This window comes from Nocardia sp. IFM 10818, from assembly GCF_054655275.1.
The window spans coordinates 2,899,956-2,923,575 of record NZ_BAAHJH010000001.1 but is presented as its reverse complement, the minus strand read 5'-3'; the positions used below and the strand labels follow the sequence as shown (position 1 = coordinate 2,923,575).

The 23,620-nt window shown below is 68.4% G+C and carries 27 protein-coding genes; 17 read left to right on the top strand and 10 right to left on the bottom strand.

What is annotated here, in order from left to right; all coding sequences use genetic code 11:
• Window positions 1–250: 250 nt before the first annotated feature.
• From ACYQ5L_RS13470 to ACYQ5L_RS13450, 5 genes are all read left to right on the top strand, one after another.
• Window positions 251–1,204: a proteasome assembly chaperone family protein gene (locus ACYQ5L_RS13470; RefSeq protein WP_379197941.1), complete on the top strand. Its 954-nt coding sequence runs from the start codon at window positions 251–253 to the stop codon at window positions 1,202–1,204.
• Window positions 1,205–1,256: 52 nt separating this feature from the next.
• Entirely contained in the window at window positions 1,257–3,767 is a 2,511-nt protein-coding gene (locus tag ACYQ5L_RS13465) for a DEAD/DEAH box helicase (RefSeq protein WP_459957684.1), read from the top strand.
• A gap of 171 nt (window positions 3,768–3,938) precedes the next feature.
• Window positions 3,939–5,039 (top strand): type III PLP-dependent enzyme, encoded by a 1,101-nt coding sequence (locus ACYQ5L_RS13460; RefSeq protein WP_459963425.1) that lies wholly within the window; start codon window positions 3,939–3,941, stop codon window positions 5,037–5,039.
• Window positions 5,040–5,047: 8 nt separating this feature from the next.
• Window positions 5,048–6,265 (top strand): adenosylmethionine decarboxylase, encoded by a 1,218-nt coding sequence (gene speD / locus ACYQ5L_RS13455; protein WP_459957683.1) that lies wholly within the window; start codon window positions 5,048–5,050, stop codon window positions 6,263–6,265.
• A 110-nt stretch (window positions 6,266–6,375) separates the two neighbouring features.
• Window positions 6,376–6,927 carry a YdeI/OmpD-associated family protein gene (locus ACYQ5L_RS13450; protein ID WP_459957682.1) on the top strand — a complete coding sequence of 184 codons (552 nt, stop codon included), beginning with the start codon at window positions 6,376–6,378 and terminating at the stop codon, window positions 6,925–6,927.
• Between the two features lie 317 nt (window positions 6,928–7,244).
• Here ACYQ5L_RS13450 and ACYQ5L_RS13445 read toward each other — a convergent pair whose 3' ends face one another.
• Entirely contained in the window at window positions 7,245–7,505 is a 261-nt protein-coding gene (locus tag ACYQ5L_RS13445; protein WP_459957681.1) for a S1 RNA-binding domain-containing protein, read from the bottom strand.
• 321 nt (window positions 7,506–7,826) lie between these two features.
• Here ACYQ5L_RS13445 and ACYQ5L_RS13440 point away from each other — a divergent pair, with 321 nt between their 5' ends.
• Window positions 7,827–8,810: an aldo/keto reductase gene (locus ACYQ5L_RS13440; protein WP_459957680.1), complete on the top strand. Its 984-nt coding sequence runs from the start codon at window positions 7,827–7,829 to the stop codon at window positions 8,808–8,810.
• Between the two features lie 34 nt (window positions 8,811–8,844).
• On the opposite strand, the gene ACYQ5L_RS13435 is transcribed toward ACYQ5L_RS13440, so the two are convergent.
• Window positions 8,845–9,264 (bottom strand): nuclear transport factor 2 family protein, encoded by a 420-nt coding sequence (locus ACYQ5L_RS13435; RefSeq protein ID WP_459957679.1) that lies wholly within the window; start codon window positions 9,262–9,264, stop codon window positions 8,845–8,847.
• 119 nt (window positions 9,265–9,383) lie between these two features.
• Window positions 9,384–9,983, bottom strand: a complete 600-nt coding sequence (locus ACYQ5L_RS13430; protein WP_459957678.1) for a TIGR03086 family metal-binding protein — start codon at window positions 9,981–9,983, stop codon at window positions 9,384–9,386.
• Between the two features lie 51 nt (window positions 9,984–10,034).
• Between ACYQ5L_RS13430 and ACYQ5L_RS13425 the strand changes: the two genes are divergently transcribed.
• Complete coding sequence (locus tag ACYQ5L_RS13425; RefSeq protein ID WP_459957677.1) at window positions 10,035–10,472, top strand: MarR family winged helix-turn-helix transcriptional regulator; 438 nt, start codon at window positions 10,035–10,037, stop codon at window positions 10,470–10,472.
• Window positions 10,473–10,530: 58 nt separating this feature from the next.
• Here the strand turns inward: ACYQ5L_RS13425 and ACYQ5L_RS13420 are convergent, their stop codons facing one another.
• Complete coding sequence (locus ACYQ5L_RS13420) at window positions 10,531–10,665, bottom strand: hypothetical protein (RefSeq protein ID WP_459957676.1); 135 nt, start codon at window positions 10,663–10,665, stop codon at window positions 10,531–10,533.
• A 16-nt stretch (window positions 10,666–10,681) separates the two neighbouring features.
• Between ACYQ5L_RS13420 and ACYQ5L_RS13415 the strand changes: the two genes are divergently transcribed.
• From ACYQ5L_RS13415 to sigJ, 3 genes are all read left to right on the top strand, one after another.
• Window positions 10,682–11,119: an RpiB/LacA/LacB family sugar-phosphate isomerase gene (locus ACYQ5L_RS13415; protein WP_459957675.1), complete on the top strand. Its 438-nt coding sequence runs from the start codon at window positions 10,682–10,684 to the stop codon at window positions 11,117–11,119.
• Between the two features lie 63 nt (window positions 11,120–11,182).
• Window positions 11,183–12,373: an NAD(P)/FAD-dependent oxidoreductase gene (locus tag ACYQ5L_RS13410; protein ID WP_459957674.1), complete on the top strand. Its 1,191-nt coding sequence runs from the start codon at window positions 11,183–11,185 to the stop codon at window positions 12,371–12,373.
• Window positions 12,370–13,269, top strand: a complete 900-nt coding sequence (gene sigJ / locus ACYQ5L_RS13405; protein ID WP_459957673.1) for an RNA polymerase sigma factor SigJ — start codon at window positions 12,370–12,372, stop codon at window positions 13,267–13,269. Before ACYQ5L_RS13410 ends, sigJ begins: the two co-directional genes overlap by 4 nt.
• On the opposite strand, the gene ACYQ5L_RS13400 is transcribed toward sigJ, so the two are convergent.
• Window positions 13,266–13,400, bottom strand: a complete 135-nt coding sequence (locus tag ACYQ5L_RS13400; protein ID WP_459957672.1) for a hypothetical protein — start codon at window positions 13,398–13,400, stop codon at window positions 13,266–13,268. The two genes, sigJ and ACYQ5L_RS13400, sit on opposite strands and share 4 nt — an antisense overlap.
• Window positions 13,401–13,427: 27 nt before the next feature.
• Here ACYQ5L_RS13400 and ACYQ5L_RS13395 point away from each other — a divergent pair, with 27 nt between their 5' ends.
• A complete protein-coding gene (locus tag ACYQ5L_RS13395) occupies window positions 13,428–13,655 on the top strand; it encodes a hypothetical protein (RefSeq protein ID WP_459957671.1) in 228 nt (75 codons plus the stop codon).
• 37 nt (window positions 13,656–13,692) lie between these two features.
• Here ACYQ5L_RS13395 and ACYQ5L_RS13390 read toward each other — a convergent pair whose 3' ends face one another.
• The 3 genes from ACYQ5L_RS13390 to ACYQ5L_RS13380 all read right to left on the bottom strand — a co-directional run bounded on the left by ACYQ5L_RS13390 (window position 13,693) and on the right by ACYQ5L_RS13380 (window position 15,924).
• Entirely contained in the window at window positions 13,693–14,157 is a 465-nt protein-coding gene (locus ACYQ5L_RS13390; RefSeq protein WP_459957670.1) for a gamma-glutamylcyclotransferase family protein, read from the bottom strand.
• Window positions 14,154–14,930 carry an MBL fold metallo-hydrolase gene (locus ACYQ5L_RS13385; protein WP_459957669.1) on the bottom strand — a complete coding sequence of 259 codons (777 nt, stop codon included), beginning with the start codon at window positions 14,928–14,930 and terminating at the stop codon, window positions 14,154–14,156. Before ACYQ5L_RS13385 ends, ACYQ5L_RS13390 begins: the two co-directional genes overlap by 4 nt.
• Before the next feature lie 85 nt (window positions 14,931–15,015).
• Window positions 15,016–15,924, bottom strand: coding sequence for a hydrogen peroxide-inducible genes activator (locus ACYQ5L_RS13380; protein ID WP_459957668.1), 909 nt, complete (start codon window positions 15,922–15,924; stop codon window positions 15,016–15,018).
• Between the two features lie 107 nt (window positions 15,925–16,031).
• On the opposite strand from ACYQ5L_RS13380, the gene ACYQ5L_RS13375 reads away from it, so the two are divergent.
• From ACYQ5L_RS13375 to ACYQ5L_RS13355, 5 genes are all read left to right on the top strand, one after another.
• On the top strand, window positions 16,032–16,619 hold the full coding sequence (locus ACYQ5L_RS13375) for a peroxiredoxin (protein WP_459957667.1): 588 nt from the start codon (window positions 16,032–16,034) through the stop codon (window positions 16,617–16,619).
• Window positions 16,620–16,667: 48 nt separating this feature from the next.
• Window positions 16,668–17,207 (top strand): alkylhydroperoxidase, AhpD family, encoded by a 540-nt coding sequence (gene ahpD / locus ACYQ5L_RS13370; RefSeq protein WP_459957666.1) that lies wholly within the window; start codon window positions 16,668–16,670, stop codon window positions 17,205–17,207.
• 152 nt (window positions 17,208–17,359) lie between these two features.
• Window positions 17,360–18,109 (top strand): HNH endonuclease family protein, encoded by a 750-nt coding sequence (locus tag ACYQ5L_RS13365; RefSeq protein ID WP_459957665.1) that lies wholly within the window; start codon window positions 17,360–17,362, stop codon window positions 18,107–18,109.
• A gap of 21 nt (window positions 18,110–18,130) precedes the next feature.
• Entirely contained in the window at window positions 18,131–18,823 is a 693-nt protein-coding gene (locus ACYQ5L_RS13360; protein WP_459957664.1) for a PhzF family phenazine biosynthesis protein, read from the top strand.
• 147 nt (window positions 18,824–18,970) lie between these two features.
• Window positions 18,971–20,605, top strand: coding sequence for an MFS transporter (locus tag ACYQ5L_RS13355; RefSeq protein WP_459957663.1), 1,635 nt, complete (start codon window positions 18,971–18,973; stop codon window positions 20,603–20,605).
• 79 nt (window positions 20,606–20,684) lie between these two features.
• Here the strand turns inward: ACYQ5L_RS13355 and ACYQ5L_RS13350 are convergent, their stop codons facing one another.
• Together ACYQ5L_RS13350 and ACYQ5L_RS13345 are read right to left on the bottom strand one after the other, a co-directional pair.
• Complete coding sequence (locus tag ACYQ5L_RS13350; RefSeq protein ID WP_459957662.1) at window positions 20,685–21,911, bottom strand: aminotransferase family protein; 1,227 nt, start codon at window positions 21,909–21,911, stop codon at window positions 20,685–20,687.
• A gap of 113 nt (window positions 21,912–22,024) precedes the next feature.
• Window positions 22,025–22,801, bottom strand: coding sequence for a DUF5134 domain-containing protein (locus ACYQ5L_RS13345; RefSeq protein WP_459957661.1), 777 nt, complete (start codon window positions 22,799–22,801; stop codon window positions 22,025–22,027).
• A gap of 422 nt (window positions 22,802–23,223) precedes the next feature.
• Between ACYQ5L_RS13345 and ACYQ5L_RS13340 the strand changes: the two genes are divergently transcribed.
• The gene (locus ACYQ5L_RS13340) at window positions 23,224–23,619 is read left to right on the top strand and encodes a hypothetical protein (protein WP_459957660.1); all 396 of its coding nucleotides are present in this window, start codon (window positions 23,224–23,226) and stop codon (window positions 23,617–23,619) included.
• The last annotated feature ends 1 nt before the right edge of the window (window position 23,620 follow it).

Sequence of the window (23,620 nt, the reverse complement as noted above, 5' to 3'; positions counted from 1 at the left end):
CAAAGGCGCCACGCTGCGGTATCGCCCGAAACCTCGAGAGCGCCACGCTTGGGCTTCGCCCGAACCCCAAGGGCGCCTTGCTGCGGCTTCGTCCCTGGAACTCCATGCGCGCCGCCCTCGGGCGCGCACCGGGAATGCTCGTCCGGGTCAGCTGCGTTGCAGGTCGGGTGCGGGCCGTGCGCGGCCCGTCGGCGCATGAGGGACAATGTGGAATGGTCGCGCAAGTGGGCCACGCAGGAAGGAGTACGCGATGGACTACGAGTCGCGAATGTACGAGCTGGAGTTCCCCTCTCCGCAGCTGTCGTCCGCCGACGGCGCCGGTCCGGTGCTGGTGCACGGGCTGGAAGGTTTCACCGATGCCGGCCATGCGGTGCGTTTGGCGACCACTCACTTGCGCGAGAGCCTGGAGAGCGAGCTCGTCGCCTCGTTCGATATGGACGAGTTGCTGGACTACCGTTCGCGGCGGCCGCTGATGATGTTCAAGACCGATCACTTCTCGGATTACACCGAGCCGGAACTGAATCTGTGGGCGCTCAAGGACACGGCGGGCACGCCGTTCCTGTTGCTGGCCGGGCTGGAACCGGATCTGCGCTGGGAGAAGTTCGTCACCGCCGTGCGGCTGCTGTCCGAGCAGCTGGGCGTGCGCCGCACCATCGGGCTGAGCGCGATCCCCATGGCCATTCCGCATACGCGTCCGCTGGGCATGACCGCGCACGCCAGCGACAGCGACCTGATCGGCGATCACCAGCGCTGGCCGGGCGAGCTGCAGGTGCCGGGCAGCGCGTCCTCGCTGCTGGAGTACCGGATGGCCCAGCACGGGCACGAATCGGTCGGCTTCTCCGTGCACGTGCCGCACTATCTGACCCAGACCGCCTATCCGGAGGCCGCGCAGACGCTGCTGGAGAGCGTGGCCGAGAACGCGGGCCTGGAACTGCCGCTGGCGGCGCTCACCGAACAGGCCGCGCGGGTGCGCGAGCAGGTCAACGAGCACATTGCCGGCAATTCCGAGGTGGAGACCGTCGTGCAGGCCCTGGAGCGCCAGTACGACAGCTTCGTCACCGCCCAGGAACGCCAGTCCAGCCTGCTGGCCCCCGACGCCGATCTGCCGACCGGCGAGGAGCTGGGCGCGGAGTTCGAGCGCTTCCTGGCCGAGCAGTCCGGATTCACCGAGGGCGAGGGCCCCGAGGGCGGCGACTTCCGCTAGCGGCGGACGGCGGTGGTCATAACCGCTCGACCGGCGAAGTAACGTGGTGGGCGTGCAGCTATCCGAATTGATCCCAGACCGCGCCGTACCCGATGTGGACCCGGACTGGCTGTACGAAACCTTCGCGGACTGGACCCTCGAGCAGGGGCTGACGCTGTATCCGGCGCAGGAAGAGGCCCTGCTCGAGCTGTTCACCGGCGCGAACGTCATTCTCGCCACCCCGACCGGGTCGGGTAAGTCCATGGTGGCGCTGGGCGCGCACTACGCGGCGCTGCAGCGCGGGCAGCGCAGCTACTACACGGCGCCGATCAAGGCCCTGGTGAGCGAGAAGTTCTTCGCCCTGTGCGAGGTGTTCGGCGCGGACCGGGTCGGCATGGTGACCGGTGACGCGGCGGTGAACCCGGACGCGCCCATCATTTGCGCCACCGCGGAGATCGTGGCGAATCTGGCCCTGCGCGAGGGTGCGGCGGCCGATGTCGGCCAGGTGATCATGGACGAGTTCCACTACTACGCCGACCCGGATCGCGGCTGGGCGTGGCAGGTGCCGCTCATCGAATTGCCGAAGGCCCAATTCCTGCTCATGTCGGCCACTCTCGGCGAGGTCGACTTCTTCGCCGCCGATCTGAAGCGCCGCACCGGGCGCGATACCGCCATCGTCTCCGGCGCGGAACGCCCGGTGCCGCTGAGCTTCTCGTATGTGAAGACGCCGATCACCGAGACCCTCGAGGATCTGGTGACCACATCGCTCGCGCCGGTCTACGTCGTGCACTTCACCCAGGCCGCGGCCATGGAACGCGCGCAGGCGCTGATGAGCGTGAACTTCTCCTCCAAGGCGGAGAAGGACGCCATTGCCGAGGCGCTGGGCGAATTCCGTTTCGCCACCGGCTTCGGCAAGACGCTGTCGCGGTTCATCCGGCACGGCGTCGGCGTGCACCACGCGGGCATGCTGCCCAAATATCGACGACTCGTGGAGAAACTGGCGCAGGACGGCTTGCTGAAGGTGGTGTGCGGCACCGACACTCTCGGCGTCGGCATCAATGTGCCCATTCGCACCGTCATGCTGACCGGGCTCACCAAATACGACGGAGTGCGCACCCGCCGGCTCAATGCCCGCGAGTTCCATCAGATCGCCGGTCGCGCCGGCCGCGCCGGATTCGACACCATGGGCACGGTCGTGGTGCAGGCGCCCGAGCACGAGGTGGAGAACGCCCGGCTCATCGCCAAGGCCGGGGACGACCCCAAGAAACTGAAGAAGGTGCAGAAGCGCAAACCGCCGGAGGGCTTCGTGTCCTGGTCGGAGGATACCTTCGACCGGCTGGTCGCGGCCTCGCCCGAGCCCATGGTGTCGCGGTTCAACGTCACCAACGCCATGCTGCTGAATGTGATCGCGCGCAAGGGCAATTGCTTCGACGCCATGCGGCATCTGCTGGAGGACAATCACGAACCGCGGGCGGCGCAGCGCAAGCACATCCTCAAGGCGATCCGGCTCTACCGGGCGCTGCGCGATGCCGGGGTGGTGCAGCAGCTCGACGAACCCGACGAGTTCGGCCGGCACGCCCGGCTCATGGTGGACCTGCAGCGCGACTTCGCGCTCGATCAGCCGCTGTCGCCGTTCGCGCTGGCCGCGCTGGAACTCCTCGACAAGGACTCCCCCACCTACACCCTCGACGTCATCTCCCTCATCGAGGCCACCCTGGAGGATCCGCGGCAGCTGCTCATGGCCCAGCAGCACAAGGCCCGCGGCGCCGCCGTCGCGGAGATGAAGGCCGACGGCATCGAATACGAGGAGCGCATGGAACTCCTCGAAGAGGTCACCTGGCCCAAACCCCTGGCGGAGGAGCTCATCCTGCCCGCCTACGAGACCTACAAGGCCGGGCATCCGTGGGTGTCGGAGTTCGAGCCCTCGCCCAAGTCCGTGGTGCGCGAGATGGTGGAGCGGTCCATGACCTTCGCCGAACTCGTCTCCGGCTACGAGCTGGCCCGCTCCGAGGGCGTGGTGCTGCGCTATCTCGCCGACGCCTACCGCGCGCTGCGCCGCACCGTGCCCGAACAGGCGCGCACCGAGGAGCTCGACGACATCACCGAATGGCTGGGCGAGCTCATCCGCCAGGTCGACTCCAGCCTGCTCGACGAATGGGAGCAGCTCACCAATCCGGGCGCGGAGACCGATACCGAACAGGTCGCCTTCGGCGCGGAGACCGTGCGCCCCATCTCCGCCAATGAGCGCGCCTTCCGGGTGCTGGTGCGCAATGCCCTGTTCCGGCGCGTGGAGCTGGCCGCCCTGCACCGCTGGGAGGCCCTGGAGGACTTCGGCGACGACCTGGACTGGGTGACCGAGCTCGAGCCCTATTTCGCCGAGTACACCGAGATCGGCACCGGTCCCAACGCGCGCGGCCCGAAGCTGTTCCAGGTCGAGGTGCGCGACGGTTTCTGGCATGTGCGCCAGGTGCTCGACGATCCGGCCGGCGACCACGGCTGGTCCATCGACGCCGTGGTGGATCTGGCCGAGTCCGATGCGGCCGGTGAGGTCGTCTTCGACGAGGTCGGCATTACCGCGGGATGATCGCGACGGGCCGGGTCCGGTACTACTGACCGTCCGGCCGGAACAGTGACGAAGTCGACCGGGCCATCGGTTCGTTTCCCGAGGCACAACGCGTGTATTGTCGCGCAGGTTGCCTGAATCCCGCCGCTGCGGCCGATCGAAAAGAGTTCCCTTAGATTGACCGATCGAAACCTGCCCGAGTCTCCTTGTCTCGTCATCGACCTGGACAAGGTGCGCGCGAACTACCGCGCACTGCACGCCGCCCTACCTGCGGCACGAATTCGCTTCGCCGTCAAGGCGAGTCCCGTGCCGGAGATCATCCGGCTGCTGAACGACGAGGGCGCGGAGTTCGACGTCGCCAGCGTCGGCGAGATCGATCTCTGCCTGGAACAGGGCGTCGACCCTGCGGTCATGTGCTACGGGAATCCGATCAAGAAGGCCGCCCATATCGCCCGGGCCCACGCGGCCGGTGTGCGGCGCTTCGCCTGCGATACCGAGGACGATCTGGAGCGCATTGCCGAGCATGCGCCGGGCTCGGAGATCGAATGCCGGTTCCTGTCCGCGGCGCCGCAGTCGCAGACGCCCTTCGGCACCAAGTTCGGCTGCGCGCCCGGTGAGGCCGTGCACCTGCTGGTGCGGGCGCGCGATCTCGGGCTGACGGTGGTCGGGCCCTACTTCCATGTGGGCTCGCAGCAGCTGGATCCGATCGCCTGGAAGATCGGCATCGAGCAGGCCGGCGCCATCGCGGAGGCGCTGGCGGCCAAGGACATTCCTGTTACTGCGGTGAATATCGGTGGGGGACTTCCGATTTCATACGCCGGTCCGGCTCCGGAACTGAGCGAGCTGGGCGCGGTGATCGCCGAGGCGGCGGCCACCCATCTCCCGGAACACACCGGACTCGTCGTCGAACCCGGTCGCGCCCTGGTGGGCAATACCGGCGTGATTCACGCCGAGGTGGTGAATGTTCGCCAGGCGCCCGACGGGAGGCGCTGGGTATACCTCGATATCGGCCGCTACAACGGTATGGCCGAGACCGAGAACGAGTACATCGAGTACCGGATCCAGACCGATCGGGACACCGATCCGAAGGACGAGGCGGTGGTCGCGGGTCCGACCTGTGACGGCGACGATGTACTGTATCAACGCACGCGGGTCCTTCTTCCGACCACGTTGCGAGCCGGTGATCCCGTTCGGATCCTCGAAACCGGCGCCTATACGGCGAGCTATTCGTCGGTGTCCTTCAACGGTTTTCCGCCTCTGACTGTGCATGTCATTGGCGCTGAGCGAGAGTGAGTTTAGCCATGACGGCAGAATTCACCGGCTGGCACGTGCTGGCCGAGTTCGGTGGTGTCGACGCGTCCCTCTGCGACGACCTCGAACGACTCGAAACCGCGCTTCGAAAATCGTTGGTCGCCGCGGGGGTGACCATCTGCGATGTCGTGCGCAAGAAGTTCGAGCCGCAGGGCGTCACCGTCCTGGCTCTACTGTCCGAGTCGCACGCCTCGATTCACACCTACCCGGAGTCGGGTGACATCTTCGTCGACGTATTCACTTGCGGCAGTATCGGTTCCGGCGCCACCAAGGCGGTCGAGCTGCTGCAGCAGGAGCTTTCGCCGAAGAGCGTGAACATCGAGGTCATCCAGCGCGGCCACACCGCCCGCCGGATCCACGAGCCGGTGGGCGAGGGCCTGACCCGGGTCTGGAACATGTCCGACGTCATCGTCGACACCAATACCCCGTTCCAGCACATGGTGATCGCCCGGACCGAGCAGGGCGTGTCCCTGTTCTCCGACGACGATCGCCAGTCCACCGAGTTCTCGCAGCTCACCTACCACGAGGCCATGCTGGTCCCGGGGTACGCGCTGGCCGAGAAGCTGGAGAAGGTGCTCATCATCGGTTCCGGCGAGGGCGTCGCCTCGCAGATGTCGGTGGCCGCGGGCGCCGCGCTCGTCGATCACGTCGATATCGATCAGCTGGAGGTGGAGCTGTGCGCGAAGCACCTCCCCTACGGCTACTCCGAGGCCGATCTGGCCGAGGCGGTCGCGCAGACCGGCCCGATCAAGATGCACTACGCCGACGGCTGGGATTTCCTGGCCAAGGCCGAGGCCGACGGCGTGCGCTACGACATGATCTGCATCGACCTGCCGGACGAGCGGGTCGAGGACGCCCAGCACAACCGCCTCTACGAGGACGAGTTCCTGCTGCGCTGTAAGGCGCTGCTGGCCGAGGGCGGCGTGCTCGCCGCGCAGGCCGGCTGTCAGACCATGTGGCGCAACGAGACCCTGAAGCGGTCGTGGACCCGGTTCCACAACCTGTTCCCCACGGTCGTCCCGTACGTCAGTGACGAGCACGAGTGGACCTTCATCTTCGGCACTCCGAAGACCCTGGAGGATCCGGTCGCCAAGATGACCGCCACCCTCTCGACGCTGCCCTACAAGGCCGAGACCATCGACGAGCGGGCCCTGGTCCGCGGCGCGATCGAGCCGCACGCCCTGCGCGTCGGCGCGACCGTCGGCTAGTCGACACCCTGTCGGAGGCGCCCCGCACGAATCCGTGCGGGGCGCTTCGCTTTCCGTGGCCCGCGACAACGAATTCCGAAGCTGTCGGAGCTTTCTGGAATGCTGGATACATGGATCCGATCCACTTCGAGGATGCCGCCGCCTTCGACACCTGGCTGGCCGCCAATCACGCCGCCTCCGACGGCGTCTGGATGAAGATCGCCAAGAAGGGCTCCGGCATCCCCTCCATCACCGAAGACGAAACCGTCGACGTCGGCCTGTGCTGGGGCTGGATCTCCGGCCAGCGCAAAGCCCTCGACGACAAGTACTACCTCCAGAAATACGTCCCCCGCCGACCCCGCGGCCACTGGTCCCGGGTCAATGTCGACAAGGTCGCGAAACTCCTCGCCGCGGGCCGCATGCGCCCACCCGGCCTGGCCGAGGTCGAAGCCGCCAAGGCCGACGGCCGCTGGTCCGCCGCCTACCCCTCCCAGCGCGACTTCACCACCCCCCTCGACCTCGACGCGGCCCTCACCGAAAACCCCCGCGCCGCAGCCGCTTACGCCGCCCTCGACCGCACCCGCCAATACGCCCTCGTCCTCGATCTCCTGCGCGCCCGCACCCCCGGCACCCGCGCCAACCGCCTCGCCCGCACCCTCGCAATGCTGTCGGCCGACAACTGACCGCTGAACCGCCCCCTCCCTCGATCGACCGAGCAGATATGAGCTGCTCAGCGCATATAGCGATGGCGGTCCCCGGTGAAGACGGTCGAGATCACCGGGCGCAGTACCGCTTCGATGATGTTCGGGCCGGGGCGACGACGGCTCGAGCGAGCGAACGGGACCTACGGCCTTCCGGCGGCGGCCACCGGTCTGTTGCTGCTGCGAATCGCTCTCGGCCTCAGGCGGTCCGCGCTTTCCGCGGATCGGCCTGATCGGGGATTAAGCTGCGTGATGTGCCGGAGCAGGTGGAGACTGCTCCGGCACGCCACCGCAATCGGTCAGCGGACTTCGCCGAGGGCCACGCGATGCTGCTCGTTGTCGATGTTCAGCACGCGAACGGTCAGGGTCGCACCGACTTCCGGCGCGGCCGACCACTCTCGCCATTCATTGCGATGCAGCAAACCGTGCACGCCGGGCGCGACTTCGAGGAAGGCGCCGAAGGGCACGATCGATACGACCGATGCTTGCAGGGTCGATCCGACCTCGTGTGCGGCGGCGAACGCCGGCCAGGTGGTTTCCGGATTCTCCGATGGGGACATGTTCACCTCCTTTCGCTGTCCCGTAATGGATTACGGAGAGACGCGAAGGAGGGTGGGCGGGCCCCTGGCCCGCCGGATGATCACAGCTCGGCCGGGAAACCCGTCCGTGCAAGGCTATTCGCCGACCCGGCAGTCACGGAGACGACCTTAGCCCGAAGCATGGACGTTCGTCCAGCCGCCCGCCGGAGTGCGCGAGGCCCGCGGCGGTGTGCTCCGGGCCACGGGAAGGCGCGCTTGACTTGGAGTGCGCTCCAAGTCGTAGCTTCATGTCGTGAGCGAGGCTCACCAACTGATCCGGCGTCACCAAGGAGGACTTCCCGCATGATCGCGACCAGGAAACTCGGCGAGCTGACCGTGAGCGCGCAGGGGCTCGGCTGCATGGGGATGAGTCAGGCGTACGGCGTGCGCGACAATGACGACGAGTCGATCGCCACCATACATCGGGCGCTGGAGCTGGGCGTGACGATGTTGGACACCGCGAACATCTACGGGCCGGAGACCAATGAGCGTCTCGTGGGGCGGGCCATTGCCGATCGCCGCGACCAGGTCGTGCTGGCCACCAAGTTCGGCATCGTGTGGACCGGCGACGGCGGCATGGAGGCGCGCGGGGATGCGGCCTATGTGAAGCAGAGTTGCGATGAATCGCTGGCCCGCCTCGGCGTGGACCACATCGACCTGTACTACCAGCATCGCGTGGACCCGAGTGTGCCCATCGAGGAGACCTGGGGTGCGATGTCGGAACTGGTCACCGCCGGCAAGGTGCGGTACCTCGGCATTTCCGAGGCGTCGCCGGAAACCATCCGCCGGGCGCACGCCGTGCATCCGGTGACGGCGCTGCAGAGCGAATGGTCGCTGTGGACCCGCGATATCGAGGCCGAAGTGGTGCCCACCTGCCGCGAGCTCGGCATCGGCATCGTCCCGTTCTCGCCACTGGGCCGCGGTTTCCTGACCGGCGCGATCACCTCCACCGAGGATCTGCCCGCCGACGATTTCCGCCGCCGCCTCCCCCGCTTCGCCGACGGCAATCTCGACAGCAACCTCGCCATCGTCGCCACGCTGCGTGAGCTCGCCGCGGAAAAGGGCGTCACCGCAGGCCAATTGGCGCTGGCCTGGGTGCAGAGCCGCGGCGAGGACGTGGTGCCGATCCCCGGCACCAAGCGCCGCACCTATCTCGAGCAGAACGTCGCCGCCGCCGCGATCACCCTGACCCCGGAGGATCTGGCCACGATCGAGGCCGCGGCCCCCGCCGACGCCTTCGCCGGCGACCGCTACCCCGCGGAGATCGCCCGCGCGGCCGGGAAGTAGATCCCTTGCGCCACAGGCTCGGCCGCACCCCGACTCATGCGGCCGAGCCGTCGAGCGCGGCCACCACCGCGAGGGTGTCGTGATAGTAGGGCCGGAACTCGGTGACCAGCCCGTCGCGGAAGCTGATCCACTGCAGCAGTGAGGTTTCCAGCATGCGGCCGGTGCGCCGGGCCCGGAATCGCACCCGGCTGTAGGCCACCACGGCGTGCTCATCGCTCACGAACCGCTGTTCGTCGAAATACAGTGCGTCCCAGGCCTCGTGCATGGTCTCGATGAATCGCCGAATACCTCCGTGACCGCGCCACTCACCGCCGTAGGGCAGTCCGGCCGCCTGATACAGCACGACATCCTCGGCCAGATATCGAGCCATGCCCGCGAACTCCGCACCCTCGGTGAGGTAGGCGGCCTCCGCCGCGTAGAAGCCACGGAGCACGTCGAGTGGGTTGGTTGTCATGCCAACCGATAGTGGAGGGTCGCCGCCGCCGGCGCTGGCGGAGTTCGGCCGTCGCGCTCGCACCGAGAATGCGGAGCGGGCGTCAAGGATTCACCGGACCGATCACCAAGGGGGCCGGATTATTTCGGCCACTCCGGCGACCGGCCGAGCATGGCGACGATCCGGTCCAGCGCATCCGCACCGGACCAGGAGACCTCCGGCGCGAAGGCCGCGCCGGGGGCGACCCGGATCGCACCGCCGGGTACCGCGGCGGCCACCTCGTGGGCCGCCGCCAGCACCTCGGCGTCGAAGTGCACCGGGATGCCCAGCGTCTTCGCCACATCCCAGGAGTGGACGACATAGTCCACGAGGTGGAAGCCCACCGCCTGCGCGGCGGGGAATCGGTGGGTGGCGCTGAACTCCGGCAGCGCGACCTCGCGGTCGAGCAAGCCGGGTGCGGCGAAGGCCGCCATGACATCCTCGGCGGCCTCCCGATAGCCCCGCACCGGGTCGTCGCCGAGCGGGCGGGTCTTCCAATCCACGAGGTCGTTCGCACCGCGCGCGGCGGCCGCGAAACCGCGGTGCTGGGCGATCATGTGGGTCAGCAGGCCGTGCAGGGTCCAGTCGGCGCACGGGGTCGATTTGCTGAGATCGGCGGCGGTGAGCCGGGCTACCAGGTCGATGCTGACCTCGACCGCTCGTGCGTTCAGGGCGACGAGGTCCGGGCTATTTGTAGGCATGCGCTTATCATAAGCTCGAGCCTATAATCGTTCAAGCGGTATTTTCTTCCCATGCCCGAAGCCCCCCGCCCCGATCTCGCCGCGATGATCGCACCGCTCGGCCGGGCGCTCATGGCGGCGGAAATGCCGGTGCTGAAACGGCACGGGCTCACCATGTGGGCGTATACCGTGCTGCTCGGACTCGGCCGGGAGCCCGTGTACACCCAGGCGGCGCTGGCCAAGGCGATCGGCGCGGACAAGACGCGCATCATCGCGGTGCTCGACGATCTGCAACGGCGCGAACTGATCACGCGCGCGCCGGATCCGGCGGACCGGCGGGTCAATCTCGTCTCGCTCACCCCCGCCGGGCGCGAGTTGCGCGATCGAGCGCAGGCCGAGATCCAGCGCAACGAAGAGGAATTGCTGTCGCAGTTGCCCGCGGCGGATCGGAAAACGTTCCTGCGCTCCTTGCAGATCTTGGCGGCGACGGTGGCGGAGCAGGAGAACTGACCGGCCGAGCTCGAATCGGGACCCTCGAGCTTCGCCGTGCCGTTGTCGGTATCGCTCGCTAGAGTCGCTGGTATACGCCGTCGCGGTCGAGGAGATCACCGAAATTCATTGCCTCCCGGGCGAACAGCGTCTGCACGCCACCGCGCACCTGCGCCTGCTGGCGACCGCCGAACAGCTCTGATCCGGTTGGCACGGGCCACAATGGGCAGATGAGGATTTCGGTAGCTGCTGACGAGGACACCGGGGTGGCCACGGAGGTCGTGGCGGAATTGCGGCGGCGGGGGCACGAGGTGGCGGTGCACGGGGCGCTGGAACCCGGGGAACGGGACGACTGGGCGTGGGCCAGTGAGGCCGCCGCCCGGGATGTCGCGGAGGGGCGGGCCGAGCAGGCGGTGGTGTGCTGCTGGACCGGGACGGGGGCGTCGATTGCCGCCAACAAGGTGGCGGGGGTGCGGGCGGCCTTGTGCGTGGACGCCTACAGCGCGCAAGGGGCGCGGAAGTGGAACGACGCCAATGTGCTGGCGCTGAGTCTGCGGTTGACCTCGCGAGCATTGCTCACCGAGATCCTGGATGCCTGGTTCGCGGGGGCGGCGAGCGAGGATCCCGGGGATCGGGCGAATATCGCGCACCTGGATCGGATCGGGTGACAGGTCTTCCGTGAGGCCCGCCACAATCGGTCACGCCCTGGCGGCCGCCGGTGTCTCGAGGGCATGACTGAGAACAGCAACACCACCAAGGTTGTCATCATCGGCGGCGGGTACGCGGGCACCACCACGGCCAACCGGCTGCTGCGGCGCGACGATGTCGAGGTCACCCTCGTCAATCCCCGGCCGGAGTTCGTCGAGCGGATCCGCTTGCACCAGTTCGTGGCCGGAAACTACGACGCGGCTTCGGATCTCGGCACGGTGCTCGGGGACCGGGTGCGGGTGATCGTCGACGCAGCGACCCGCATCGACGCCCACTCGCGGACCGTGGCGCTGGCGTCGGGCGCTGAACTCGACTACGACTACCTCGTCTACGCGGTCGGCAGCACGGCGGCGACACCGGGCGCGGTGCCGGGCGCGGCCGAATTCGCCTATCCCATCGGGGAATGGGAGTACGCCGGACGGCTGCGTACGGCGCTCGCCGCCATGCCACCGCAGGGGCGGATCAGCGTTGTCGGCGGCGGGCTCACCGGTATCGAGACGGCCGCCGAACTCGCCGAGCAGGGCCATGCGGTTACTCTCGTCTGCGGCGGTCGGCTGGCTCCCAGCTTGCTGGATCCGGCGCGGCGGTCGATTGCCAAGTGGCTGAACAGGAACGGGGTCGCCGTGATCGAGAACCGCAAGGTGGCGGAGGTCCGCGCGGACGCCGTCGCACTGGACGACGGCAGTGTGACGCCCAGCGCCATCACCATCTGGACCGCCGGATTCGGGGTGCCGGATCTGGCCGCCCGCAGTGGACTGCGCACCGACGCCCTGGGCCGGCTGCTCACCGATGAGACGCTGACCAGCGCCGACGACGATCGGATCGTGGCCGCCGGGGATGCTGCCGCACCGTCGGGGCAGCCGCTGCGCATGAGCTGCCAGGCCGCCATGCCGCTCGGCGTGCACGCCGCCGAGACCGTGCTCAGCCGGATCGCGGGTGACCGGCCCACCGCGCTGAACATCGGATTCGTGGCCTCGTGCGTGAGCCTGGGCCGGCGGGCCGCCACCATGCAGATCGCCCGCAAGGACGACACCTCGACGAAGTACTACGTCGGCGGTCGGTTGGGGGCCTCGCTCAAGGAGATGATCTGCAAGGGCACGGTGTCCGCGATCCGCAAGGAGGCCCGCAAGCCCGGCGCGATGAGCACCATGAAAGGCGACGGCAAGCGGCCCGCACAGCCGGGGTTCGAGCGCGAGGCGGTCGCGCACTCGTGAGCACGACCGACGAGCACGCCGAGCGGTTCACCCATCTGCGCCCGCTGCTGTTCACCATCGCGTACGAAATCCTCGGTTCGGCAACCGAATCCGATGACGTACTGCAGGACAGCTATCTGCGGTGGGCGCAGGTGGATCTCGCGGTCGTCCGGGACACCAAGTCGTATCTGGCGCAATTGGTGACCCGGCAGGCGCTCAACGCCCTGCGGGCCGGCGCCCGCCGCCGCGAGGACTACGTCGGTCCGTGGCTGCCCGAGCCGCTGCTGCTCGAGGAGCGCGACGGGGCCGCGGATGTGGTGCTCGCCGAATCGGTCTCGATGGGGATGCTCGTCCTGCTCGAAACGCTCACCCCCGATGAGCGGGCGGTATTCGTGCTGCGCGAGGTGTTCGGCTTCGACTACGACGATATCGCCACGGCGGTGGGCAAGACCGTGGTCGCGGTGCGCCAGATGGCGCACCGCGCCCGCGAACACGTGCAGGCGCGGCGCAATCGGTTCGGCCCGGTCGACTCCGAGCGGACCGCCGAGCTCACCGCCCAGTTCATGACCGCGGCCACCACCGGCGATCTGGACGGGCTGCTGTCCATGCTCGCCCCGAACGCGGCCTGGACCACCGACAGCGGCGGCAAGGTCAGCGCGGTGAGCCTGCGCACCGAGGGCGCGCGGGCGGTGGCCCGCCTGCTGGCCCGCTTCTTCGCCATGCTGGGACGAGCGCCCGGCATCCGGATCGACACGGTCACCTACAACCACGCGCCCGCGCTGGCCATCTTCCACCGCGACCGCCTCGAGGCCACCATCGTGCTCGAGATCGCCGACGACAAGATCGCCAACCTGTACTGCACGCGCAACCCGGACAAGCTCACCGCCATCACGGTGCCCCGCAACCTCACCCGCTAGCCAGCGGCGAGATTCGCGTACTCCGAGCGCGATTCGCGCTCGAGAATCTTGCCGCTGGGATTCTTCGGCAGCGCGTCGACGAAGGTCACGAACTTCGGCACCACGACTTGGTTCAGTCCACCCTGTCCCACGCAGCCCGACTGTCCTTGGAGACATTGATGACCACGGCACGGCGTGAATACCTCAGCGACACATTTCGCGACCTGGTAGCCGAGGGACGTTCCATCGAGGCGATGCGGCTGCTGAATGCCGTGCTGGACAAGCGAGGGTTTGCGGTGCCCGACGACATTCGTTCTCGGATCGACTCCTGCACCGATCTCGATCAGCTCGAGGAATGGACGCTGCGAGCGATGACAGCGTCTTCCATTGTCGAACTCTTCGAGTGAGTGCGACCTGGGCGATGTCGAGTTCGGGCGGATAGTGTCAGGCGGCTCCGCCGGGCAGCACCAGGGTCCGGCGCCAGGCCGCGCAGTTGTCGGCGTAGCGCGGCAGGTGTGCGGTCGCGAAATCCGGTGCGGACCAATCGGCAGTGGATGCCTCCGCGGTCCACGCGTAGGTCCAGGCGTAGATCTCGCGCTCACCCGCGTGCACCGAGACGGGGACGAGGTCGTATTCGTCGTCTTCGAAGGCGTCCAGCACCTGCCATTCCGCCGCGGTGAGCCCGGTGAGCAGGAAGCCTTGCGCGACGGTGTCGTTCGCGACGACCAGGCCGGGGTACACCCGCCCGGGGAGTTCGGCCACCCGGCGGCCGGGCAGCCGGGCGGGTTCGGCGGCCGGTGCGCGGCCGATCAAGGGGAGCAGGACCTCCGGAAACCGCAACGTGCCGTAGACGAACAGAGGGTCGGCGGGGTCGGGCAGCCGCCGCGTCCAGCGGTTGCGGGCGCTCACCGCACCGCCACCCGGGCGAAGGCCGCCGCGTCGTGCGAGTTGATGATCGTGACCTCGTGGCCGTGCTGGCGGTTCAGTTCGCGCAGGCGGCGCTGATTGTCCTTGTAGGCGTCGCCCACGATCGCGCCGGACTGGTAGACCTGCCACAGGAACGGGGTGTGCGGATTCTCGGGCTGGATGGAGCTTTCGACGAAGTAGGCGTCGCCGGCGTGCAGCAGCCAGCCGTAGCCGTGGTCGATGGCGACGCCGGCGTGGCCGCGGGTGTGGCCCGCCAGCGGGATCACCAGAATTTCCGGAGGCAGTCCGGGCAGGTCGCGCACGGCGCGGAAGCCGAACCAGTCCTCCCCGCCCTCCACCTCGTTGACCATCCATTTGGGGCCGTGCGCCCACTGGGCCGCCCGGTAGCGCATGCGCTCGGACAGCGTGGGCGTGGCGGTGGCGGCGCGGAATTCGGGGCCGTGCACGTGCACGGTGGCCTCCGGGAAGTCGGCCAGGCCGCCGGAATGATCGAGGTCGAGATGGGTGAGGATGATGTGGCGGACATCGCGGGGGTCGTAGCCCAGGGCCTGGATCCGGCGGATCGCGGTCTCGTGTTCGGCGAGCTTGGGGCGCATGCCGAACCGGCTCGGGCCGATCATCTTTCCCGGACGGCGCACGGCGTCGAGGCCGAAACCGGTATCCACGAGCACGAGTTCGGTACGGGTCTCGATGAGCAGGCAGTGGTCGATCACGCCGAATGCCATGGTGCCGCAGTTGAGATGGTGGATCCGCATGGCCCGAGCGTCGCAGACGCCACCCTGGCGGTCAATCGGAACGCGCCCGGCCGCCGTCCGCGGCGACGGACCTCACTCACGCGCGTCACTCCGGGCGATGACCGCGAATGATATCGGCGAGCCGCTCGAAGTCCTCGGCCCGCGCGGACGAGGCCCGGAAGGCCAAGCCGATGGTGCGCCCGGGCGCGGGACCGGCGAAGCGCGCGATATCCAAAGTCCCGCGCGAGGTTTCGGCCGCCACCGCCATTTCCGGAATGAGCGTCACACCCAGTTCCCCTGCGACGCACTGCACTACCGTCGCCAGCGAGGCCGCGCGGGTATCGCCGACCGCGCCCGGATGCGCATTGTGCGAGCGGCACAGGTCCAGGGTCTGATCGCGCAGGCAATGCCCCTCGTCGAGCAGCAGCAGCGGCAGCGAGTCCAGATCGGCGGGCCGCAGATCGGTGCGTCCGGCGAACTCGTGCCCGCGAGGTACGACGAGCACGAATTCCTCTGTGAAGAGCCGGATCTCGAGCAGTCCCGAGGCATCGGCCGGCAGCGCCAGCAGGGCCACGTCGAGCACGCCGGTGCGCAGCGAGTCGAGCAGCCGCGCCGTCTGATCCTCGATCACGTGCGGCACCAGGGACGGGAGCTGCTTGCGCAGTTCGGGTAGCAGCGTCGGCAATATATACGGCGCGATGGTGGGAATGATCCCCATGCGCAGCGTGCCGCCGAGCCCGGACCCGGCCGCCGAGGCCACGAAGCGGTCCGCCGCTTCCAGGGTCGCCATGGCCTGCGGCAGCAACCGCTTGCCCGCGGGCGTCACCAGCACCCGCCGCGTACTGCGCTCGATCAATTGCAGCCCGAGTCCGTTTTCCAGTGATGCCAGGGCCTGAGATAACGTTGGCTGGCTCACATTCAGCCTGGTCGCAGCGGTGCCGAAATGCCGGTATTCGGCGATCGCCACGAACGCACGCAGCTGTGACAGGGTCGGCTGATAAGTTTGATCAGTCACGCCTATCAGTATAGTGCGACTGATCACCTTTACCTCTCACTGGAGGATGGGCAAGATCGTTCGCGGAAGTCACGACACAATCGATTCGACTACGAAGGAGCACATTCATGGCCCTGCTGACCATCGGCGACCAGTTCCCCGCCTACAACCTCACGGCTGTCATCGGCGGCGATCTGTCCAAGGTGAACGCTCAGCAGCCCGACGATTACTTCACCCAGATCTCGAGCGACGACTACGCCGGCAAGTGGCGCATCGTCTTCTTCTGGCCGAAGGACTTCACCTTCGTCTGCCCGACCGAGATCGCCGCGTTCGGCAAGCTGAACGACGAGTTCGCCGATCGTGACGCCCAGGTGCTCGGCGCCAGCGTCGACAACGAGTTCGTGCATTTCCAGTGGCGCGCCCAGCACGAGGATCTGAAGACCCTCCCCTTCCCGATGCTGAGCGACCTCAAGCGTGAGCTGTCCGCCGCCACCGGCGTGCTCAATGCCGACGGCGTCGCCGACCGCGCCACCTTCATCATCGACCCGAACAACGAGATCCAGTTCGTGTCCGTGACCGCCGGTTCGGTCGGCCGCAATGTCGACGAGGTGCTGCGCGTGCTCGACGCCCTGCAGTCCGACGAGCTGTGCGCCTGCAACTGGAAGAAGGGCGACCCGACCATCAAGGCCGGCGAGCTCATGACCGCCTCGGTCTGATCCGGTTCGACCCTGATCCCAGCCCGATACGGTTAAGGAAGTTCCAGCGTGACCATCGACAACCTGAAGAACTCGCTCCCCGAGTACGCCAAGGACCTCAAGCTCAACCTGTCCTCGATCGCACGCACCACCGTGCTGACCGAGCAGCAGCTGTGGGGCACCCTGCTCGCCTCGGCCGCGGCCACCCGCTCGGCCACCACGCTGCGGGAGATCGCCGAAGAGGCCGCCGACGTGCTGTCGGCGGAGGCGTACGACGCCGCCCTGGGCGCCGCCTCGATCATGGGCATGAACAATGTGTTCTACCGCGGCAAGGCGTTCCTGGGCGGTCGCTACGACGATCTGCGCGCCGGTCTGCGCATGCAGATCATCGGCGCCCCGGGCGTGGACAAGGCCGATTTCGAGCTGTGGTCGTTCGCGGTCTCCTCGATCAACGGCTGCGCGCACTGCCTGGAGGCGCACGAGAACACCCTGCGCGAGGCCGGCGTCTCACGTGAGGTGATCTTCGAATCGCTGCGTGCCGCCGCGATCGTGGCCGGTGTCGGCCAGGCCGTGGCGTCCACCGAGGCGCTCGCGGGCGCGACCGTCTAAAGCGAGTCGATTCGATCGCAAGCTCTCCGACAGGGGCTGTGCAACCATCCGGTGCACAGCCCCTTTCGCATTTGCGAACAGATAGCTGCAATCGGGTCACCGGTCCGCAACATTGACCGGATCGTCCGGTTTCCCGTCCTAGACTCCCCCGCATGCCCACACGGACGCGGACCACCGCCCGGCGCCGGTGGCGCAGCTTCTTCTCCACCTCGGTCGTGCTCATCGTGCTGGCGGCGGGCGGGCTCGCCCTGTGGTTGAACACGCGGGAACCCGAACCCGCGGGCAATGCCGCGGGCGCCGACCCGACCAGCACCCCGCTACCCGGCGCCGAGCAGGCGCGCACCGATCTGGACCGCCTCACCGTCGCCTGGAACCGCAACTGGGAATCCTACGAGCGCAACGCCTTCGGTCCCGGCTGGTCGGGGCGCGGCGGCGAACCCGAGCTCGCCGACGGCTGCACCGCGCGCGAGGACGTCATGAAGCGCGACCTGACGGATGTGCGCCTCGCGGACGGCAATTCGTGCATGGTGCTGTCCGGGACGCTGATCGACCCGTACACCGGCGAGCACCTGCCCTACGACCGGTTCAAGGCCTCCGGCATCGAGATCGATCATGTTGTCGCACTGGGCGATGCCTGGCGTTCGGGCGCCTCGGAATGGAATCCCGAACGGCGCGAGCGATTCGCCAACGACCTGGGCAATCTGCTCGCCGTCCAGAAACAGGCCAATCAGGACAAGGGCTCCAAGACCCCCGATCAATGGCGGCCGCGCGCCGAGTACTGGTGCGACTACGCCCGCCGCTGGGTCGGGGTCAAAGAGCGCTGGGGCCTGTCGGTGCAGCCCACCGAGAAGTCGGCCCTGGCCGACATGCTGGATTCCTGCCAACCCTCCGCCGTTCGATAACCGTCGGTAAGCTCGGCAACCATGGGTACCCCGGAAAGCGATGGCACACAGGTTGAAGTGATCCGCGTCTTCACCGACGCGGCGGGCCGATTCGGCAATCCGCTCGGCATCGCGCGCGCCGGCGATGTGGCCGGAGTCGATCATCAGGCCCTCGCCGCGCGCTTGGGCTACAGCGAGACCGTCGTGGTGGACGAGCCCGCGGCCGACCGCGTCCGCATGCGCATCTACACCCCCGCCGTCGAACTGCCCTTCGCGGGCCACCCCACCGTCGGCACCGCCTGGTGGCTGGCCACCCAGGGCCGCCCGGTGCAGGTGCTGGATGTGCCCGCCGGACCGGTGCAGGTCGCCCAGACCGACGGAATGACCTGGGTCCGCGCCAAATCCGAATGGGCGCCCAAGTTCATCTTCCACGAATTCGCCGACACCGAGGAAATGCTGACCCTCGATCCGGCCGACTTCACCGACGGGCACCACTACGTCTGGAGCTGGACCAATGAAGCCCGGGGTGCGGTCCGCAGCCGAATGTTCGCCCCCGACATGGGAGTCGCGGAAGACGAGGCCACCGGCGCGGCCGCCATCGCCCTCACCGCCCGGCTGCGCCGCGGCCTGCACATCACCCAGGGTCAAGGCTCGCAGCTGTTCACCGAATGGGACTCCGACGGCTGGGTCCGCCTCGGCGGGCGTTGCGTGCCCGATCATCCGGTGGTCGTCTAGCCGCCGGGCCGGGCGCCGGCGCACCCAACCGTACAGTTCTCATCTGATGATCGGACGACTTCAGGAATAGCTCACTGAGCTGGGCAGTTGCCTCTGAAGTCGGCGTGCTCGCGCGGAAATTCGGTTGCCCCGACCTGTCGGTGCCCGATGAAATCATCTGTACCGCGCCGTCATTACCGGCAGTCGCACGCTCCCGATCGGAAGGACTCTGCCGTGGAGAACACCGCCTTATCGCCGGGCACGGCCACCCGCGCCGAGCCCTCGGCCGGGCGGCGGGAATGGATCGGCCTGGTCGTGCTCGCCCTGGCCTGCCTGGTCTACGCCATGGACCTCACGGTGCTGCATCTCGCGGTGCCGATGATCAGCGCCGAGCTGCACCCGACCAGCTCGCAGTTGCTGTGGATCATCGACGTGTACGGCTTCATGGTGGCCGGTCTGCTGATCACCATGGGCACCCTCGGCGATCGCATCGGACGCCGCCGCATTCTCATGGTCGGCGCGGCGGCCTTCGGCGTGGTCTCGGTGGTGGCGGCCTTCGCCCCCACCGCCGAGATTCTCATCGTCTGCCGGGCCGTGCTCGGCATCGCCGGCGCCACCCTCGCTCCCTCCACCCTCTCGTTGATCTTCAATATGTTCCGCGACGCCCGTCAGCGTTCGGTCGCGGTCGGTGTGTGGGTCGGCGCGTTCTCCGCCGGCGGCGCCATCGGCCCGCTCGCGGGCGGCGTGCTGCTGGAGCACTACTGGTGGGGCTCGGTGTTCCTGCTGGCCGTTCCGGTCATGGCGCTGCTGCTGGTGCTCGGGCCCAAAGTGCTGCCGGAGTTCCGGGATGCGGAGGCCGGGCGCATGGATCTCCTCGGTGCGGCGCTCTCGGTGACCGCCATGATCGCGCTGGTCTTCGCCATGAAGAAGATCGCCCAGGACGGCGTCGGGGTGGCGGCGCTGGCCGCGCTGGCCGGTGGGCTGGCGGTGGGCGCGCTGTTCGTGCGGCGGCAGCTGACCAGCGCGGATCCCATGCTGGATCTGCGGCTGTTCCGGCTGAGCGCGTTCCGAACCGCCTTGGCCATCAATGTGATCGGCGTCTTCGTGGCCTTCGGCTACTTCCTGTTCGTCGGCCAGTACTTCCAGCTGGTGCTCGGCATGTCGCCCCTGCAGGCCGGTCTGGCCATGTCCCCGTCCGGTCTGGGCTTCATCGTCGGTTCGCAGCTCGCGCCGCGCATTGTCCGGGTGGTGAAGCCGGCGTACCTGATCGGCGCCGGCATGCTGACCGCGGCGATCGGGCTGGCACTGCTGACACAGGTCGGCACGGGCACCGGGCCGGTGCTGGCAATCGTTGCCTCCCTGCTCATTTCGCTCGGGCTGGCCCCGGTGTTCGGCATCACCACCGAACTCATCGTCGGCTCGGCTCCGCCGGAACAGGCGGGCGCGGCCTCGGGATTGTCCGAGACCGGCGCGGAACTCGGTGGTGCGCTCGGTATTTCGATCCTCGGCAGCCTGAGCGTCGCGATCTACCGCGGCGATCTGGCCGATACGCTGCCGGCCGGATTGCCCGCGGAGGCTGCCCAGTCGATCCGGGACACCCTGGGTGCGGCGGTGGCGGTGGCGGATTCGCTGCCCGAGAAGCTCGGATCGGCCGTGTTGACGGCGGCTCGGGAAGCTTTCGTGGACGGCGTGCAGTTGACCGCCGGGATCGCCACGGTCGCCGCGGCGGCCATCGCGGTGATCGCGCTCGTGAAACTCGAGCACATTCCCGCCGGGGAACTGCCCGGACACGACGGGCACTGACCTCTGGTCACAATCGGAGCTGCCCGATACGCGTGCGGCCCGGACACTGTCGAGTGTCCGGGCCGCACGGCTGTCTACGTCAGGCGTCCAGCGCGCGAGCGAAGCGCGCCGCCAGCTCGGCGACCTGCTCCTCGGTAATGACGAACGACGGCGAGATCTGCAATGCGCCCTGACCGGCGGCGCGCGTCGAGACACCGTGCGCGCGCAGTGTTTTCACCATGCCGGGCGCCTGCGCCGGATCGGCCAGCTGCACCGCCGCGACCGCGCCCAGCCCGCTGCGCACCTCGGACACCCGGGCATGCTCGGCCAGCGGCGAGAAGTGCTCGTGCAACAGCGATTCCAGATTCTTGCTGGCATCGAGCAGGTGCTCCCGCTCGATGATGTCGAGGTTGGCCATGGCCGCGGCCGCGGCGGCCGCATGCCCGCCGTAGGTGTAGCCGTGCCGCCACCAGACGCCGCCGGCGAAGAACGGCTCGGCGATGTGCGGGGCGATGAACACCGCGCCCATGGGGATGTACCCGGAGGTCAGGCCCTTGGCGGTGGTCATGAGATCGGGTTGCAGATCGAATCGCGAGGAGGCGAACCAGGATCCGCCGATCCGGCCGAAGCCGGTGACGACCTCGTCGGCCACGAACAGGATGTCGTTCTCCCGGCAGATGCGGCGCACCTCGGTCAGGTAGTCCCGCGGCGGCAGGTACACCCCGCCCGCGCCGATGATCGGCTCGGCGAAGAAGGCCGCGATGCGGTCCGCGCCCACCTCCTCGATGAGGGCCGTCAGCGCCTCGGCCCGATCCCATTCGATGGTCCGCGCATCGGGCATGAACTCGCCGTAGCCCTCGCGGTTGGGCGGCAGGCCGGCCAGCGCGGTGCCGCCGACGTGCATGCCGTGATAGGCGCGCTGCCGGCCGACCACGATGGTCTTGTCCGGCCGGCCCAGCTCGTGCCAATAGCGCCGCGCCAGCTTGGCCGCGGTATCGATGCCGTCGGAGCCGCCGGAGGTGAAGAAGATCTTGCTGCCCGGCACCGGCGCGATGCCGGAGAGCCGCTCGGCCAGCTCGCGGGTGACCGGCGAGGCCAGATCCCCGAAGTTCGAATAGTGCGCGATATCGTTCAGCTGCGCCGCCACCGCGTCCGCGATCTCGCGCCGCCCGTGCCCGACATTGGCGAACCAGAGTCCGCCGGTCGCGTCCAGGTACTGGGTGCCGCCCTCATCCCAGATGTAGGCGCCCGCACCCCGCGCGACCACGAACGCACCATCCCGCTCGACCGCGCCCATATCGGCGAAGCCATGCCACAGCGAACCCATCCAGCACCTCCATCACCCGATACCGGGCGCCCCGTGGCAGCCCGAACCTCTCCTCACCATCACACCACCACCCGGGTGATCAGCGGCAACTACCCCCTGGCCAACCGACCGGTTCAGCCCAGGGCGGCCGCCACCAGCATGTACGCCGTCCCCACATCCATCACCACGTGCGGCACCACCGCCAGCGACCCGCTCGCACCCACCGGATGCGGAAACACGTGCCGCAATGCCCGTCTCGACCCCGGCGCCGCCATGAGCACCGCATCCACCGCGAACAGCCCCGCCAGCCCCAGCATCAACCCCGGTGCGGGCGCGCTCCCATGATGCCCGCCCACCTCGTGCCCGCTCATCGCGTACAACATCGCCGCGGCCGCCAGCACGTGATAGGCGAACGCCGTCACGCTCTCCCCCGCCACGGATCCGCCGCCCGCCTCCGGTCGTGCGGCGCGACTCGGCGCGACCTGAATCCCAGCCACGCTGTGCCGCTGCAGTATCCGCTCCACCAGCAATCCCGCGAACACCACCGTCATCGCCGTCAGCACACCCCGCACCGCCCGCGGATCCGCCGCCGCCGGAAACACCAGCATTGCCAGCATCACCAGGCACATCAGCAGATGCGCGGCATCCGACTCCTGATCGACCACGCGGAAACCACCGCGCCCCACTGGCATTCCGTCCGGGACCGATGAATGCACCGATCCCCCGGTTAAAACGGCGCGTGCGCACGCCGCCCCGGGAGCACCGTCCCCGAGCACATACCCACCCGCACCCGCCGCCGCGGTCCCCGACCCCGCCCCCGCGAGCCGCCCCAGCACGATCACCACCGCAACCCCGAACGCGGCGACCACCATCCAGCGCAGCACGTCGTATTCCTGCACGAATACCGTCACACCCACCACCTCTCGCGGCGACCGGATCCCTCCATGCTCGCACCGGACCCCGCCCGGAGGCAGCCGAAAGGGCAGCGACGGCGTATCAGTGGCAGCGAACCGGGACGAAACACCGCCACTCCCGCGCCACTCCGCCCCCGCCCGGATCGCCGCCCATCCGGTCGCGCCGCCACGGTGGCGGCCGAGGACCCGCTCGCGGTGCACCGGTCGGGCCGCACTGCGCGCCGGGCCACCATCCGTTACGACCGTTGGTGGCGGTGCGGGAGCGGGCGGCGGCAGCTGATGGCGGCCATCCGGCAGCACCGAGATCGCGGTATGGCTTTCGTTGCGGCTCAGGTGGGCAACCGGGTGCGCGCGGGCGGGCACGGCGGTGAGGGCGATGGGACCATGGCTGGTGGGGGTCAGCTAGGGAGGGTTGTCCGATGTGGCCGGAGATCCGTGGGTTGTCGGACGGTGGGCGCGAGTGGTCGCGGGTGGTGACGTTCGTGGTCGCGGCGGTGGCGGGACTGCTCATGGCCGCGGTGGTCGCGGTGGGGTGTTTCCCGCGTGACGTGGAGCGGAAGTGGGACGGGCATATGGAGTTCGTGGTGGAGCGGGTCGATTTCGTGTCGGGCACCGCGGAGCTGCGCAGTGTGCCCGGGTCCGCGGAGGACGACGCATTGGTGGACTCGTTCCTGTATCGGCTGCCCGCGAGCCTGTTGCCGGATGAGGTCGCGGTGGGAGATCGGTTGCGGTGCACGGTGCGTCAGACCTATCGCGATGCGCTGGATCGGGATGACGAGTACCGCAGCGAGGTGCTCGGCTGTGTGATGCGGTGAA